The following is a 13,200-nucleotide window of genomic DNA, read 5'->3' on the forward strand; positions in this document are numbered from 1 at the left end:
CGTTCACCTTGTAGGAGCTGCCGAAGGCTGCGATCTTTTGATCTTCAAATCAATGTTTCACCGCCAACTCCTCCAGGTGATCCTCAACCTCCTGGGGCTTGAGCACCAGCACATCGCTCTCCACCGCATCGAGCACCACTTCCGCGGTATTGCCGATCAAGGTCCCTGACAACCCGGTACGCGCCACCGTGCCGATCACCGTCACGGCCGCCTGCAGTTTGTGCACCATGAACGGAATCAATACATCCGCCGGGCCTTCGGCGATGTGCAGGTGTTCGTTGTCGATGTCGAATTCCGCCTGGAACGCCCGGCACTGTTCGCGATAGCGCGCCTCGATGGTTTCGCTGAGCTGCAAGGTCGGGTCGGCCGCCGACAGCATGGGCGACGGGTGAGCACTGATCACATGCAGATGCGCCTTGGCCAGGCTGGCGATGTCATAGCCGTAATCGATGATGGTGTCGTGCAAATGGCGGTGCTCACTTTCCATATTGCCCACGTCGACGGCCGCCAGAATCACTTTGTCCTTCCAGGAACCGGAGGTTTTCACCAGCAGTACCGGGGTAGGGCAGGCGCGCAGCAGTTTCCAGTCCACCGGCGTCAACAGGGCCTTTTTCAGCGAACTGTCGGGGAAGTGCTGCTTGATCACCAGCCCGCAGCCTTCCGCCTGCTGCACGTCGACGATGGTTTCGTGCAGGCTCTGGTTCCAGGCCTGCTCGGTGGTGACGTTGTAACCGTCTTCCAGCAACGCCGCCTTGAGCACGCTGAGCATGGCGCTGTGATCATGCTTGGGATCACAGACCAGCAGGTGCAGGTGTGCCTGGGTCACGCCAGCAATCAGTTTGGCGCGTTTGAGTGCCAGGCTTTCCGAATGCTCGGGGTCGATGACCACCAGGATGCTGCGAATGGCTTGCATGATCGGGATCTCCTGAAAATGAAAAAGCATGGCGTTGCACAACTATAGTTGCTGCGCGACATTCGGTGACTTGATGCATATCAACGGTAGTGGCTGGTGGTCTGCGGGCAGGCCGGTATAATCGGCGCCCTTCGATTTATACCTATTTTTCCGTGAGCCCCATGATCCTTCCCGAAATTCACGAGTTCCTCGGCTGCCGCACCCCTGACGGCTGGGTTCAAGCCGCGCTGGCCGATCAGGAAACCCTGCTGATCGACCACAAGAACTGCGAATTCAAGGCCGCCAGCACGGCGTTGAGCCTGATTGCCAAGTATCACTCCCATGTCGAATTGATCAACATGATGTCGCGCCTGGCCCGGGAAGAGCTGGTGCACCATGAGCAGGTCATGCGCCTGATGAAAAAACGCAAGATCGAGCTGCGCCAGCTGTCCGCCGGGCGTTACGCCTCGGGGCTGCGCAAGGTGGTGCGCAGTCACGAGCCGGTGAAACTGGTTGATACGCTGGTGGTTGGCGCATTCATCGAGGCCCGCAGTTGTGAGCGTTTCGAAGCACTGGTGCCGCATCTGGACGACGAACTGGGCAAGTTCTACTTCGGCCTGCTCAAGAGCGAGGCCCGGCATTTCCAGGGTTACCTGAAGCTGGCCTATCAGTACGGGGACGCCAAGGACATCGCCCAGGTGATCGACAAGGTCCGCGCCGCCGAGCAGGACTTGATCGAGTCGCCGGATGTGGAATTTCGTTTCCACAGTGGTGTGCCCGCAGCATCAGCGGCTTAAACCCAGACGTTCATGCCACTTGGCGATGGACTCCTCGGGATAAACATCAAACTGTTTATCCCCCGGCCGCACCTCGGCTTCCACCCAGGGCGCCCTGGAACTGAGCATCAAGTGCGTGTGCTCCGGCGGCACCGGCAGCGGTGTATCGATGGCCGACGCAAACGGATGGATCAACTCGGGCCACTCCGGGCTGAACAGCCACAAACCCGAGCCGCACAGCGAACAGAAATGCCGTTCGGCACTGCTGCGATGGGCGCGTTTCTCGCCTTCGCCCTTGAGCAGGGCATGGTAGATCGCGATGTTCTTGCGCCCGCGCACTTTGAGACTGTTGGCGTCACCGGCGATGTTGATCGCATAACCGCCACCGCCCTGGGTCTTGCGGCAGATCGAGCAATAGCAGCGCTGGTACGGGTAGGGGTGGGCGCTGGTGAGGCTGAACGACACCGCGCCGCAATGGCAGGAACCTTCGAGTTGCATGAGAACCTCCGGCTGTCTTGAGCGAGCTCAAGACAGCCTAGACCCTCAGCGCTCCTCGACAGGCACCAGAATCGCGTCACCGGTCGCCACCAGTTTCAGTTGATCGCCAGATTGCGCGAACAACTCGGCATGGGCGAATACCTGCTTCTTGCCAGCCTTCACCACGCGACCCCGGGCAATGAACACTTCACCGACCGCGGGCGCCAGGCAGTTGACTGAAAAGTGCGATGCCAATACGTTCCCGGCCACCGTTCCAGCGGCAAAGCCACAGGCCGTATCGAGCAATGCGCCGATCAGCCCGGCATGCAGGAAACCTGCATACTGCGCCATGTCAGTTTCGCGAAAAGCCAGGGTGATTTCGGCTTCGCCCGATTCGGCGCGGGTGACCTCGAAGCCGGCCCAGCGGTTGAAAGCTGAGGTTGAATTGATCTGTTTGAGTGTGTTGAGCATCGCGAATCCCTCCGATTGAGGATTGACCATGCGCCTCAACTCCGGGGGCGTCATCGACCATTAGCCTGGGTGATGGGCAGTTGGGTGAGCGGTGAATGGCCTGTAGGAGCCGGCTTGCTGGCGATGAACGATAACGCGGACTCACTGGACGCCCACGATCCACCGGGTCAGCATGGACGCCTCGAACCCGGACAAGACCCTCATGCGACGTCTACCCTCCCTGGCAGCCCTGCGAACCTTCGAATGCGCCGCCCGCCACGCCCATTTCGGCCGGGCGGCGGCGGAGCTGTGCGTCACCGACAGCGCCGTCAGCCACCAGATCCGCCAATTGGAAGAACAACTCGGTGTGTCGCTGTTCGTCCGTGAAGGCCGGCAGATTCGCCCGACCATGGCCGCTGGACGGCTGATGCAAAGCCTGCAGCAAGCCTTCGAGCTGATCGGCGATGCCTGCGACGAGCTACGCGATCCATCGTCCCTGGCAGTCTTGCGCCTGGCGGTCACCGCTGAACTCGCGCAGAAGTGGTTGATGAGTCGTCTCACGGATTTTTACGCGCGGTATCCGCACATCACCTTGCACCTCTACGAGCAACCGATCGACGCCACGGCGCCGGGCGAGGACATCGACCTGGCGATCACCTATGGCACGGGTCCCGTGGACAGCAGTGCCTATTTCGTCCGGCCCTTGCCGGCGTTGCAGTTTTTCCCGGTGTGCAGTCCCGGGCTGTTCAACCAGGGCACCCTGAAAAACCCCAGGGACCTGGCGCGCCACTGCCTGCTGCACGACGATCAGGACGGCAAGACCTGGACCGCCTGGCTCACCAGCCATGCCGGTGATCAGCGCCCCGAACGGCAACTGTACTTCGCCCACGCCGGCTTGGCTCTGGAAGCCGCGGCCCAAGGGCAGGGCGTGGCCATGGGCGATAACCTGACGGCCCAGGAAGATCTGCTCAGCGGTCGCCTGGTCCGTCCTTTCACCTCAAGCATGACCGCCCTGGGTCAATACGCGCTGGTGTGTGAGCGCGTGCGCCTGGAGCGGCCAGCGGTTACGCAGATGCTGGAATGGTTCAACGATCAACTGGTTGATTGATGAGTTGAATTCAAGTATTCCGAAATAATCATCGTTGGCGAGCAGAGGGCCAGCCACCTTAGCCTGTGGTCATTCCAATGCTCACTGATGAGGTTTGCCCATGGCTCGTTTGCTCGATTCCACGCCTAAATCCGACGGCTTCCGTTTGCCCGGAGAATTCGAAGCCAAGTCCGGCTGCTGGCTCGGCTGGCCGGAGCGCACCGATGTCTGGCGCAATGGTGCCAAGCCGGCACAGAAAGTCTGGGTGCAGATCGTCAGCGCCATCGCCCAGAGTGAACCGGTCACCGTCTGCGCCTCGGCCGCGCAATTCGCCACCGCCCGCCGACAATTGCCGCCGCAGGTACGGGTGGTGGAAATGACCTGCAACGACACCTGGTTCCGTGACAGCGGGCCGTGCTTTGTGGTCAATGACCAGAGCGGCGAAGTGCGCGGCGTCGACTTCGAGTTCAACGCCTACGGCGGCCTCGACGGCGGCTTGTACTACCCCTGGGACAAGGACGACCAGATCGCCAGCAAAATCCTCGAAATCGAACGCTTCGATCGCTACCGCGCACCGTTGATTGCCGAACTGGGCGGCATCCAGAGCGACGGCCAGGGCAGCATCCTCACTACCGAGCAATGCCTGCTCAACCGTAATCGCAACCAGCACCTGGGCAAGGATGAAGTCACTCGCCGCTTGACCGATTACCTCGGCGCCGAACAGGTCATCTGGCTGCCACGGGGGTGCAAGTTTGACGAAACCGACGGCCACGTCGACGATCTGGCGTGCTTCGTGCGCCCCGGTGAAGTGGTGCTGCAATGGACCGACAATCGCGACGACCCGCAGTGGGAAATCTACCAGGAGGCCTACGACATCCTGCGCAGTACCCGCGACAGTCGTGGTCGCGAGTTGATCGTGCACAAGCTGCCGCAACCGGACGTGCTGGAGTGGACCCTGGAGGAGGCCGAGGGCCTGGATCAGCAGGACAGCACCCATACCCGTCAGGCGGGTACGAAAATATGCGCCTCCTATATCAATTACTACGCCGGTAACACCTCGATCGTGGTACCGCTGTTTGGCGACCGCAATGATCAGGTCGCGCTGGCGACCCTGGCCGAACTGTTCCCCCGGCACAAGATCGTCGGCATCGAAAACTCCCGGGAAATTCTTCTCGGTGGCGGCAACGTCGCCTGCATCACCATGCCGCAGTACGCCGGCAAAGGAGTTTAAAAAATGCGCCTGCACAAACTGACCCAAGCGTTAATGCTGGTGCTTGCCCCCCTGTGTGTGCAGGCCGCCGACACCGCCAAACCGGTGGTAAACCTGTACATCTGGGGCGAGTACCTGGCCCCGGACACGCTGACCAACTTCGAGAAAAAAACCGGTATCCATGTCGTCGCCGATCACTTCGACTCCCTGGAAACCGTCGAGACCAAATTGCTCACCGGTCGCAGCGGATATGACCTGGTGTTGACGGCGGGACAGCATCTGTCCCGGGCGATCCAGAGCGGTGCCATCCAGACCCTGGACAAGCAGCAGATACCGCACTTCGCCGGAGTCGGCGAAGAGTTCCGCCAGCACATGGCGGTGTTCGATCCGGGCAACCGTTATGCCGGAATCTACGCCTGGGGCACCACTGGCGTGGGATATCAGGAAGAGGCGGTGAAGCAGCGCCTGGCCGATGCGCCAACCGACAGCTGGGCCATGCTGTTCGACCCGGCGGTGGTGGCGAAATTCGCCGATTGCGGGGTCAGCCTGCTCAACGATCCCAATGAAGTGTTCGCTGCCGTGATGAAGTACATGGGCCTGGACATCAACCGCCAGAGCCTCGATGACCTGAAACTGGCCGAGCAGCAACTGGCGAAGATCCGTCCGTACATTCGCTACTTCGACAATGACCTGAACATCAGCGACCTGGCCAATGGCAATACCTGCGTGGCGATGTCGTGGAACGGAAACGTGGCCATTGCGGCGGGGCAAGCACAAGCGGCTAGCAAACCGTTTTCGTTGCAGTACCGGATACCCAGGGAGGGCACGCTGATCTGGTTCGATGCCATGGTCATCCCCAAGGATGCCCCGCATCCCGAGGCGGGGCTGGCCTTGATGGATTACCTGATGACACCTGAAGTGATCGCGCCGATCACCGACACCATCCACTACGCCAATGCGATCACGGCGGCGGACACCTTGATCGACCCGGCGATTCGCAATGATCCGGGGACCTATCCGGCGCAGGCGGTGCGGGCTTCGTTGTACAGCAAGAATGACAATGGCAAGGCGTTCAACAAGGCGTTGATCCGGGCGTTTACACGGTTGAAATCAGGGTTGTGATTGGCGTCGGGTGATGTGTCGCCTGGAATGCCGTCATCGCCAGCAGGCTAGCTCCCACAGGTTAGGCGGTACACTGTGGGAGCTAGCCTGCTGGCGATGAACGATAACGCGGTCTACCTGTTAGGCACCCGCCACAAATACCAGGCAGCCACAGTCCGATACGGACTCCACGCCAAGCCGATTTCGATCATCTGCTTGCGCGTCGGCTGCACCTCAAGCCCCTTGAGCCGTCGATAGCCCTCGCGCACGCCAAAGTCATCGGCTGGCAAAATGTCCGGCCGTTCCAGGCTATAGATCAGCAGCATTTCCACGGTCCAGCGACCCACGCCGCGCAGGGTGACCAGGCGCTCGATCAGCGCTTCATCGTCCATGGCCAGCGCTGTGGCGTAATCCGGTACTACGCCATCGAGCGCCGCCTGGGCGATGCCCTGGATGGTCGCAATCTTGCTGGCGGAAAAGCCGCAACTGCGCAGTCGATCAAAATCTGTCGCCACGATCTGCTCAGGCCGCGGAAACGCCACCGAGGGGTACAGCGCCAGCAATCGACCGACAATCGCATCCCCGGCCCTGGCGTGCAGTTGCTGGTAGGCAATCGCCCGCACCAGCGACTCATAGGGATCGCGGGCGGCGTGGGGTTGATGCAGGCACGGGCCGACAGCGTCGATGTGCCGACGCCAGTCATCATCCAGATTTGCCAGCCATTGGCTGGCCAGGCGGTAGGGGTCAGGCATGAAGCATCCTTGGCGGGGCTGGGCGAACGCAGCCTGTGATCAGAAGGCCAATTGCTCGGTGATCTGCACCGCGGCCTTTTCCAGCCTGAGCAGGAACGCCTTGCGCGGCTGGCCTCCAGCGTAGCCGGTCAGCGAGCCATCGGCGCCGATCACCCGATGGCAGGGCACGATGATCGAAAGTCGGTTGTGACCGTTGGCCAGGCCGACGGCGCGGCTGGCGCCGGGTTTGCCCAGGGTGGCGGCAATTGCGCCGTAGGTGGTGGTGTGGCCGTAGGGGATGTGGGCCAGCTCGGCCCATACCTGGCGGGAGAACTCGCTGCCGGGCATGTGCAGGGGCACGCTGAATTCAGTACGCTCGCCGGCGAAATACTCGGCCAGTTGCTCTTCGACTTGCTGCAAATGCCCGTTGTGTCCCGGCGCCACGGCATAACCATGGCGACTTTGCAGGCTTTGCACTTCGCGGGTCAGCGAAGGCTGGTCGAGAAATTCCAGGAGCACCAGCCCACGGCGCTCGGCCATGGCGATCATCGGCCCCAGCGGCGTCGTCAACCGGGTGAACAGCAGCGGCTCACTGTTGGCGGCGCGTCCCGGGGTGATGTGGAAGGACTTTTGAAACGCATCGCGAAAGCCGCTCAAGGATTCGTAGCCTGAGTCAAACGCCGCACTGTCAATCGAGTCGCCCTGCTTGATGCCGCCCAATGCCATGCCCAGGCGGCGGGTGCGCAGCCAAGCGTGGAAAGTCATGCCGAAATGCTGCTTGAACCAGCGCCGCAGTTTCAGCGGTTCGATGCCTTCGGCCTGCAATTGGGCGTCGGTCCAGCGAATGTCCGGATCAAGCTCTACCGATTTAAGCAGCTTCTGCACCCAGTCCGGCGCAATCGCGGCGGCGTCCATGGGTTTGCATCGCAGGCAGGCTCGGTAGCCCGCCGCCAGGCACTCGTCGGCGTGAGCGAAGAACTCGACGTTCTCCGGTTTCGGGCTGCGCGCGGTGCAACCGGGGCGGCAGAAGATCCTGGTGGTCTTGACCGCAGTAAAAAACACCCCTTCGTAGGTGGTGTCTCGTTCGAGCATGGCGCGGACCATCTCGGCGTGGGGCGGAAGCAGCGTGTGTGGTAGGTTCATGGGCGAAGCATAGAACGGGGCAGGGACAGTCTCCACCGGAAAATGAACAGAGAATTCCGGTTTTGCAATGACCTGTGGAGCTGCCGAAGGCTGCGATCTTTTGATCTTGATCTTGAAAAAAAAAGATCAAAAGATCGCAGCCTTCGGCAGCTCCTACAAGGGTAACCTTTTCAGTTTCAGGGCTCGCGATCCGCCAGTTCTTCCAGCAGATCCGCCGAGGGCGTGAAAAACAAGCCACCAGTGACAGCGGTGCTGAAATCCAGCAAGCGGTCGTAATTGCCCACGGGCTTGCCGACAAACATGTTCTCGAGCATCTGTTCCAGCGGATCGGGCGAGCGCGCATAGCCGATGAAATAGGTGCCGAATTCTCCCGCACCGGGCCGGCCAAACGGCATGTTGTCGCGCAGGATCTTCACTTCTTCCCCATCTTTGGTGATGGTCGTCAGGGCACTGTGGGAATTGTCCGGTTTGACCGAGTCGTCGAGTTCGATATCGGACAGTTTGGTGCGCCCGATAATGCGCTCCTGCGCCTCGACGGATAACGTGTTCCAGGCATTCATCTTGTGCAGGTACTTCTGCACCAGCACATAACTGCCGCCGCTGAACGACGGGTCTTCATCGCCGACAATCGTGAAGCCGACAGCCTTGCGCCCGACGGGGTTTTCGGTGCCATCGACAAAACCGATGATGCTGCGCATGTCGAAGTAGCGGAAACCCTGGACTTCATCGACGACCGCAACCGCACCGTCAAGCGCCGAGAGCAGTTGCGTCGCCAGTTCGAAGCACAAGTCCATATGTTCAGCGCGGATGTGCAGCAGGAGGTCGCCAGGGGTGGAAATGGCGCGACGTTCCTCCGGCCCGAATTCGCGGAAGCTGTGCAGCGCGGCGGGGCGCGGGTGGCCAAACAAGGTGTCCCACGCAGCCGAGCCAAAGCCACAGATGCACGACAGGTTACCGGCGGGAACGCGTTTGCCCACCGAGCGCGTGAGGGCTGCGACGTCTGCGCACCAGCCCCGCACTTTGCTCGCGGCTTCACTGCCGGGCACCAGGGTGGCGACGATGAAGATCGCGCTGCGGGTGATGGGGCTGCAGATGGCCTGAGCGTCCGGCGTAGATTGATCCATTGGCATGCGCCCCATGAGCGGTAGTTGATTCAGGCCCGACGCGCCATCAGTAACACTGAAGCCGCCGCCGACAACAAACCCGCGCAGCAGCGATTGAACAGCTGCCTGCCCGACGGCTTGGCAAACCAGCGGCGCATGTGCAGGCCCATGTAAGCGTAGGCGCCGATGGCGATCCATTCCAGGATCAGGAACAGTGCTCCCAGCACGGCGAATTGTGGCGTGATCGCGCGGGTTGGATCGACGAATTGCGGCAGGAACGCGGTGAAGATCAGGATCGCCTTGGGGTTGCCGGCCGCCACCAGAAACTCCTGCCGGGCCAACGCCAGCATGCCCGCCGGCGGGGTGGTTACGGCGGTTTCTGCGCCGGGGTTGGCCCGCCACAATTGCCAGGCGAGATAAAACAGGTACGCCGCACCGAGAATCTTGATCCCGTAGAACAGCAATTCCGAGGTTTGCAGCACCACCGCCAGACCGGCCGAGGCGAGGGTGATCATTGCGGCGAACGCCAGCAAACGACCGATGCCGGCCAGGCACGCGGTGCGGTAGCCATAGCGGGTCGAGTTGCTGACCGACAGCAGGTTGTTCGGGCCTGGCGCCATGTTCAGGGCGAAGCAGGCCGGGAGAAAGAGGGAGAGGGTGGCGAGGTCCATTATCGGCTCCAGTAGCGAGAGCGATATTTTTACCACAGGTGCCGTGCGGCTTGACCCGTACAGTCGTGAACCGCAGGCACCGTACAATCAAGAGGGGCAGTGACTATTTGCCGCCAGGCACTCCCGATTATTCCAAACGGGTCTAGCTACCTGACAGTTGTGACAGTTAAAAGCATTTCGGCGATGCGTTAAAAAGGAGTCATTACTCAATGGCCAAGTGACTGACATGACTTCGAATACTGCAACTGTAAAAACTTTTGTCGCGGTGACAATCCCGGCGCCGATCAAGACGCTTTTTGACGATATTGCATTTGCACAAGTGGCGGCCGAGCATATCTCGGCAGCCACGAACACGCCGGTGACGATCGAAGACACGGTGACGCAGGACATGCTGGATAAAGTGACGGTGTTACGGGTGTTGAGCGGCCAGCCGAGAAGAATCACCAGCCTGCAAGGCATTGGACATCTGCGCAATTTGCAGGACCTGATGATAGAAAATCAATTGATCACTCGCCTTCCTGAAGAGTTTGGGACGTTAGCAAAGTTGACGTCGGCGCATTTCGGCAATAACTCAATCAAATCAATTCCGGACTGGATCGGCAATCTCCACAACCTGACCAGCCTGAATCTGAGTTCTCAGTTACCGCGGGGCATTCTCAGAGGCGGTATCCCGGAGTCAATCGGCAACCTGACAAAACTGGAACGCTTTGACGTGGGTAATAACAATAACCTCTGCGGAAAATTACCCGATTCCCTTTCCAGGCTGATCGCCCTCAAATTCATGTTGGTTCAAAGCAACGGGTTTGAAGACATGACCGTCTTGAATGTCATGCCTTCGACCACCAGCATCAATGCCCGCAATCAAGCCTTGGGCGTTTTTGAGCTGGGCAATGTGAGGCAAAACAGTTCGTTGCCCATCAGGCTGCAGAAAATATTTGAGCAGGCCCTGACGCCAGGTGACTACCTGTATGAACCGGGCGGTGTTGAAATCATTGGCAGTCCAGGTGCGTATCTGGATCAAAACCTGCGCTATGTACATTTGCCGACCAACACCCTTGGCACCTCGGAGGCGACGCTGGCTTTTCATGGGCGGCTGACCAGTGTGGGTTATCGCTACACGGTGATCGCGTAACGGCCCACGCTTTTTCAGCCTGTTAAACAAGCGGGTTAAACGGGGAAATTTGTTGCGAGCCGATAAACTACTTCGCGAATTTCTTCGCACCCGCCACACAAAGAATCACCGCCACAGTGACCGCCAGCATGCCAATGCTGACCTGCTCATGCAGCAAAGTCGCCGCCAGCGCCAAGCCAAAAAACGGCTGCAGCAGTTGCAGTTGCCCCACGGCCGCAATTCCGCCCTGCGCCAGCCCGCGATACCAGAACACAAACCCGATCAGCATGCTGAAAAGGGACACGTAGGCCAGGCTGACCCAAGCTGGTGTACTGATGCTGGCAAAGGTTGCGGGCAGCCGCCACAAGGTCAATGCAGCCATGACCGGCAGTGCCAGTACCAGCGCCCAGCAAATCACCTGCCAGCCGCCCAGTGTGCGGGACAACTTCGCGCCTTCGGCATAACCGAGCCCGCAGGCCAGGATCGCCAGCAGCATCAGGATGTCACCCTGGGGCGACGCCGTCAGGCCCTGGGCGACGGCGAATCCGACCACCAGCAGGCTGCCCAGCACCGAGAAGCACCAGAACACCGGCCGTGGGCGCTCGCCACCGCGCAGGACACCGAACACCGCGGTCGCCAGTGGCAGCAGGCCGACGAAGACGATGGAATGCGCGGAAGTAACGTATTGCAGCGCCAGCGCGGTCAACAGCGGAAACCCCACCACCACGCCGAGTGCCACGATCAACAAGGGCACAAGCTGATTGCGCGCGGGGCGTTTTTCCTTGAACAGCAACAACAGGCACAGGGCCAGGATGGCTGCAAGGGTGGCGCGGGCCACCGTCAGGAACACCGGGTCGAATTCCAGCACCGCCACCCGCGTCGCAGGCAGCGAGCCACTGAAAATCACCACGCCGATCAGGCCATTGATCCATCCGCGGGCACTGCTTTCCAGCATCGGGTTTTGCACGTTTGAAGTCCGTTCCATTTAGCTCACTCATTGTCGGGTTGCACGAAAGCCATCGTATGATTGACTATCGGTACAATCAAAAAATTGTCATGGATACATCTCGACATGCCTCGTTCCCGCTACAAAACCCTGGTGGATGCATATGCCGCCGAGATCCGCGCCGGGCGTTTGCCGCCCGGTACGCGTCTGCCGACTCACCGCCAGTTGGCTGCTGAGCACGGTTTGGCCCTGGTCACGGCCAGCCGGGTCTATGCCGAGCTCGAGAGCATGGGCCTGGTCAGCGGCGAAACCGGGCGCGGGACCTTTGTCCGGGAGACCTCATTGCCGCCGGGGCAGGGCATTTCCCAGTCGGTGGTGTCGGCAGGGATGATCGACCTCAACTTCAACTACCCGTCATTGCCCGGTCAGGCCGATCTGCTGCGCAATGCCCTGCGCCAACTCGCGCTGTCCGGTGACCTGGAGGCCCTGCTGCGTTACCAGCCCCACGCGGGGCGCATGCATGAGCGGGTGGCGTTCGCCCGTCATCTGCGCGAACGCGGCCTGAACGTAGCGGCCGAACAGGTGCTGATCGTCAGTGGCGCCCAGCATGGCCTGACGGTGGCGATGATGACCCTGCTCAAGCCCGGCGATGTGATTGCCGCGGACGCCTTGACCTATCCGGGCTTCAAGACGCTGGCCGAAACCCTGCATCTTGAAGTCCTGCCCATTCCCGTCACGGACAAGGGGCCTGATTTGCCTGCCCTGGACAAACTGTGCCGGCTTCGCCCGGTGCGGGCCGTCTACTCGATGCCGACCTTGCACAATCCGTTGGGCTGGGTGCTGGACGCCGATCAGCGCGAGCATCTGGTGGCGATCGCACGCCGGCATGACCTGACGATCATCGAGGACGCGGCCTACGCTTTCCTCGCCGAAGACGTCCCGCCACCCCTGGCTGCAATGGCGCCGGAAAGAACGGTGTACGTCAGCGGTTTATCGAAGAATGTCGCCACCGGGTTGCGCGTCGGTTTTGTCGCCGCGCCGGCGCAATGGATCGCCGGATTTGAACGCACCATCATGGCGACCACCTGGAACACCCCCGGGGTGATGACGGCCATTGCCACGGCTTGGCTCGACGACGGCACTGTCAGCAAACTCGAGGCGCAAAAGCGTGCGGACGCACAAGCCCGGCAAGCCTTGGCCCGTGAGGTGCTGGCGGGGCTCAGGACCATCAGCCATCCGTCTTCGTATTTCGTCTGGCTGCCCTTGGCCGAGGACGCCCGGGCCGACCAGATCGCCATGGCGTTGATGCGCGAGCAGGTGTCGGTGTCGCCCGCCGAACCCTTTGCGATTACCCCTCATGTCCCCCACGCGATACGTCTGGCGCTGGGCTCGGTGGACATGGTCGCGCTGCGCCAGGCGTTGGTGAAGGTGAAGAAGGTGGTCGACTATTACTCATAGCCCAGGGCAGTTTTCTTCAATACGCGCAGCACAGGGCTTCTTAC

General features: G+C 60.8%; 14 protein-coding genes. 6 read left to right on the forward strand and 8 right to left on the reverse strand.

Annotated elements, in window-relative coordinates; all coding sequences use genetic code 11:
* Window positions 1–49: 49 nt before the first annotated feature.
* A complete protein-coding gene (locus tag ACM6I6_RS14680; RefSeq protein WP_274076338.1) occupies window positions 50–913 on the reverse strand; it encodes a universal stress protein in 864 nt (287 codons plus the stop codon).
* A gap of 161 nt (window positions 914–1,074) precedes the next feature.
* On the opposite strand from ACM6I6_RS14680, the gene ACM6I6_RS14685 reads away from it, so the two are divergent.
* Entirely contained in the window at window positions 1,075–1,689 is a 615-nt protein-coding gene (locus ACM6I6_RS14685) for a tRNA-(ms[2]io[6]A)-hydroxylase (RefSeq protein ID WP_274076339.1), read from the forward strand.
* Here the strand turns inward: ACM6I6_RS14685 and ACM6I6_RS14690 are convergent.
* A complete protein-coding gene (locus ACM6I6_RS14690) occupies window positions 1,678–2,166 on the reverse strand; it encodes a GFA family protein (protein WP_414920108.1) in 489 nt (162 codons plus the stop codon). The genes ACM6I6_RS14685 and ACM6I6_RS14690 overlap by 12 nt on opposite strands.
* A 45-nt stretch (window positions 2,167–2,211) precedes the next feature.
* Window positions 2,212–2,616: a PaaI family thioesterase gene (locus tag ACM6I6_RS14695; RefSeq protein ID WP_414920109.1), complete on the reverse strand. Its 405-nt coding sequence runs from the start codon at window positions 2,614–2,616 to the stop codon at window positions 2,212–2,214.
* 202 nt (window positions 2,617–2,818) lie between these two features.
* Here ACM6I6_RS14695 and ACM6I6_RS14700 point away from each other — a divergent pair, with 202 nt between their 5' ends.
* The 3 genes from ACM6I6_RS14700 to ACM6I6_RS14710 all read left to right on the forward strand — a co-directional run bounded on the left by ACM6I6_RS14700 (window position 2,819) and on the right by ACM6I6_RS14710 (window position 6,014).
* Complete coding sequence (locus ACM6I6_RS14700) at window positions 2,819–3,703, forward strand: LysR substrate-binding domain-containing protein (protein ID WP_274076342.1); 885 nt, start codon at window positions 2,819–2,821, stop codon at window positions 3,701–3,703.
* A 100-nt stretch (window positions 3,704–3,803) separates the two neighbouring features.
* Complete coding sequence (gene aguA, locus ACM6I6_RS14705) at window positions 3,804–4,913, forward strand: agmatine deiminase (RefSeq protein WP_323605978.1); 1,110 nt, start codon at window positions 3,804–3,806, stop codon at window positions 4,911–4,913.
* 3 nt (window positions 4,914–4,916) lie between these two features.
* Complete coding sequence (locus ACM6I6_RS14710) at window positions 4,917–6,014, forward strand: extracellular solute-binding protein (protein ID WP_323627149.1); 1,098 nt, start codon at window positions 4,917–4,919, stop codon at window positions 6,012–6,014.
* A gap of 113 nt (window positions 6,015–6,127) precedes the next feature.
* Here the strand turns inward: ACM6I6_RS14710 and ACM6I6_RS14715 are convergent, their stop codons facing one another.
* The 4 genes from ACM6I6_RS14715 to ACM6I6_RS14730 form a co-directional block, all read right to left on the reverse strand.
* Window positions 6,128–6,745 (reverse strand): DNA-3-methyladenine glycosylase family protein, encoded by a 618-nt coding sequence (locus ACM6I6_RS14715; RefSeq protein ID WP_274076345.1) that lies wholly within the window; start codon window positions 6,743–6,745, stop codon window positions 6,128–6,130.
* 39 nt (window positions 6,746–6,784) lie between these two features.
* Entirely contained in the window at window positions 6,785–7,867 is a 1,083-nt protein-coding gene (locus ACM6I6_RS14720) for a bifunctional transcriptional activator/DNA repair enzyme AdaA (RefSeq protein ID WP_414920110.1), read from the reverse strand.
* Window positions 7,868–8,043: 176 nt separating this feature from the next.
* Window positions 8,044–8,991 carry a Dyp-type peroxidase gene (locus ACM6I6_RS14725; protein ID WP_414920111.1) on the reverse strand — a complete coding sequence of 316 codons (948 nt, stop codon included), beginning with the start codon at window positions 8,989–8,991 and terminating at the stop codon, window positions 8,044–8,046.
* Window positions 8,992–9,020: 29 nt separating this feature from the next.
* Window positions 9,021–9,641, reverse strand: a complete 621-nt coding sequence (locus ACM6I6_RS14730) for a LysE family translocator (RefSeq protein ID WP_414920112.1) — start codon at window positions 9,639–9,641, stop codon at window positions 9,021–9,023.
* Between the two features lie 226 nt (window positions 9,642–9,867).
* Between ACM6I6_RS14730 and ACM6I6_RS14735 the strand changes: the two genes are divergently transcribed.
* Window positions 9,868–10,773 carry a leucine-rich repeat domain-containing protein gene (locus ACM6I6_RS14735; protein ID WP_406592189.1) on the forward strand — a complete coding sequence of 302 codons (906 nt, stop codon included), beginning with the start codon at window positions 9,868–9,870 and terminating at the stop codon, window positions 10,771–10,773.
* 67 nt (window positions 10,774–10,840) lie between these two features.
* Here ACM6I6_RS14735 and ACM6I6_RS14740 read toward each other — a convergent pair whose 3' ends face one another.
* A complete protein-coding gene (locus tag ACM6I6_RS14740) occupies window positions 10,841–11,737 on the reverse strand; it encodes a DMT family transporter (RefSeq protein ID WP_414920113.1) in 897 nt (298 codons plus the stop codon).
* A gap of 87 nt (window positions 11,738–11,824) precedes the next feature.
* Here ACM6I6_RS14740 and ACM6I6_RS14745 point away from each other — a divergent pair, with 87 nt between their 5' ends.
* A complete protein-coding gene (locus ACM6I6_RS14745; protein ID WP_414920114.1) occupies window positions 11,825–13,156 on the forward strand; it encodes a PLP-dependent aminotransferase family protein in 1,332 nt (443 codons plus the stop codon).
* Window positions 13,157–13,200: the final 44 nt, after the last annotated feature.

It is taken from the genome of Pseudomonas sp. IT-P218, from assembly GCF_949767605.1.
GTDB lineage: Bacteria > Pseudomonadota > Gammaproteobacteria > Pseudomonadales > Pseudomonadaceae > Aquipseudomonas > Aquipseudomonas putida_AE.

Coding starts and splice junctions, on each gene's coding strand:
- ACM6I6_RS14715 (WP_274076345.1), bottom strand. CDS start 6,745: ATGCCTGACCCCTACCGCCTGGCCAGCCAATGGCTGGCAAATCTGGAT.
- ACM6I6_RS14735 (WP_406592189.1), top strand. CDS start 9,868: ATGACTTCGAATACTGCAACTGTAAAAACTTTTGTCGCGGTGACAATC.
- ACM6I6_RS14730 (WP_414920112.1), bottom strand. CDS start 9,641: ATGGACCTCGCCACCCTCTCCCTCTTTCTCCCGGCCTGCTTCGCCCTG.
- ACM6I6_RS14685 (WP_274076339.1), top strand. CDS start 1,075: ATGATCCTTCCCGAAATTCACGAGTTCCTCGGCTGCCGCACCCCTGAC.
- ACM6I6_RS14725 (WP_414920111.1), bottom strand. CDS start 8,991: ATGGATCAATCTACGCCGGACGCTCAGGCCATCTGCAGCCCCATCACC.
- ACM6I6_RS14720 (WP_414920110.1), bottom strand. CDS start 7,867: ATGAACCTACCACACACGCTGCTTCCGCCCCACGCCGAGATGGTCCGC.
- ACM6I6_RS14745 (WP_414920114.1), top strand. CDS start 11,825: ATGCCTCGTTCCCGCTACAAAACCCTGGTGGATGCATATGCCGCCGAG.
- ACM6I6_RS14740 (WP_414920113.1), bottom strand. CDS start 11,737: ATGGAACGGACTTCAAACGTGCAAAACCCGATGCTGGAAAGCAGTGCC.
- ACM6I6_RS14690 (WP_414920108.1), bottom strand. CDS start 2,166: ATGCAACTCGAAGGTTCCTGCCATTGCGGCGCGGTGTCGTTCAGCCTC.
- ACM6I6_RS14695 (WP_414920109.1), bottom strand. CDS start 2,616: ATGCTCAACACACTCAAACAGATCAATTCAACCTCAGCTTTCAACCGC.
- aguA (WP_323605978.1), top strand. CDS start 3,804: ATGGCTCGTTTGCTCGATTCCACGCCTAAATCCGACGGCTTCCGTTTG.
- ACM6I6_RS14680 (WP_274076338.1), bottom strand. CDS start 913: ATGCAAGCCATTCGCAGCATCCTGGTGGTCATCGACCCCGAGCATTCG.
- ACM6I6_RS14700 (WP_274076342.1), top strand. CDS start 2,819: ATGCGACGTCTACCCTCCCTGGCAGCCCTGCGAACCTTCGAATGCGCC.
- ACM6I6_RS14710 (WP_323627149.1), top strand. CDS start 4,917: ATGCGCCTGCACAAACTGACCCAAGCGTTAATGCTGGTGCTTGCCCCC.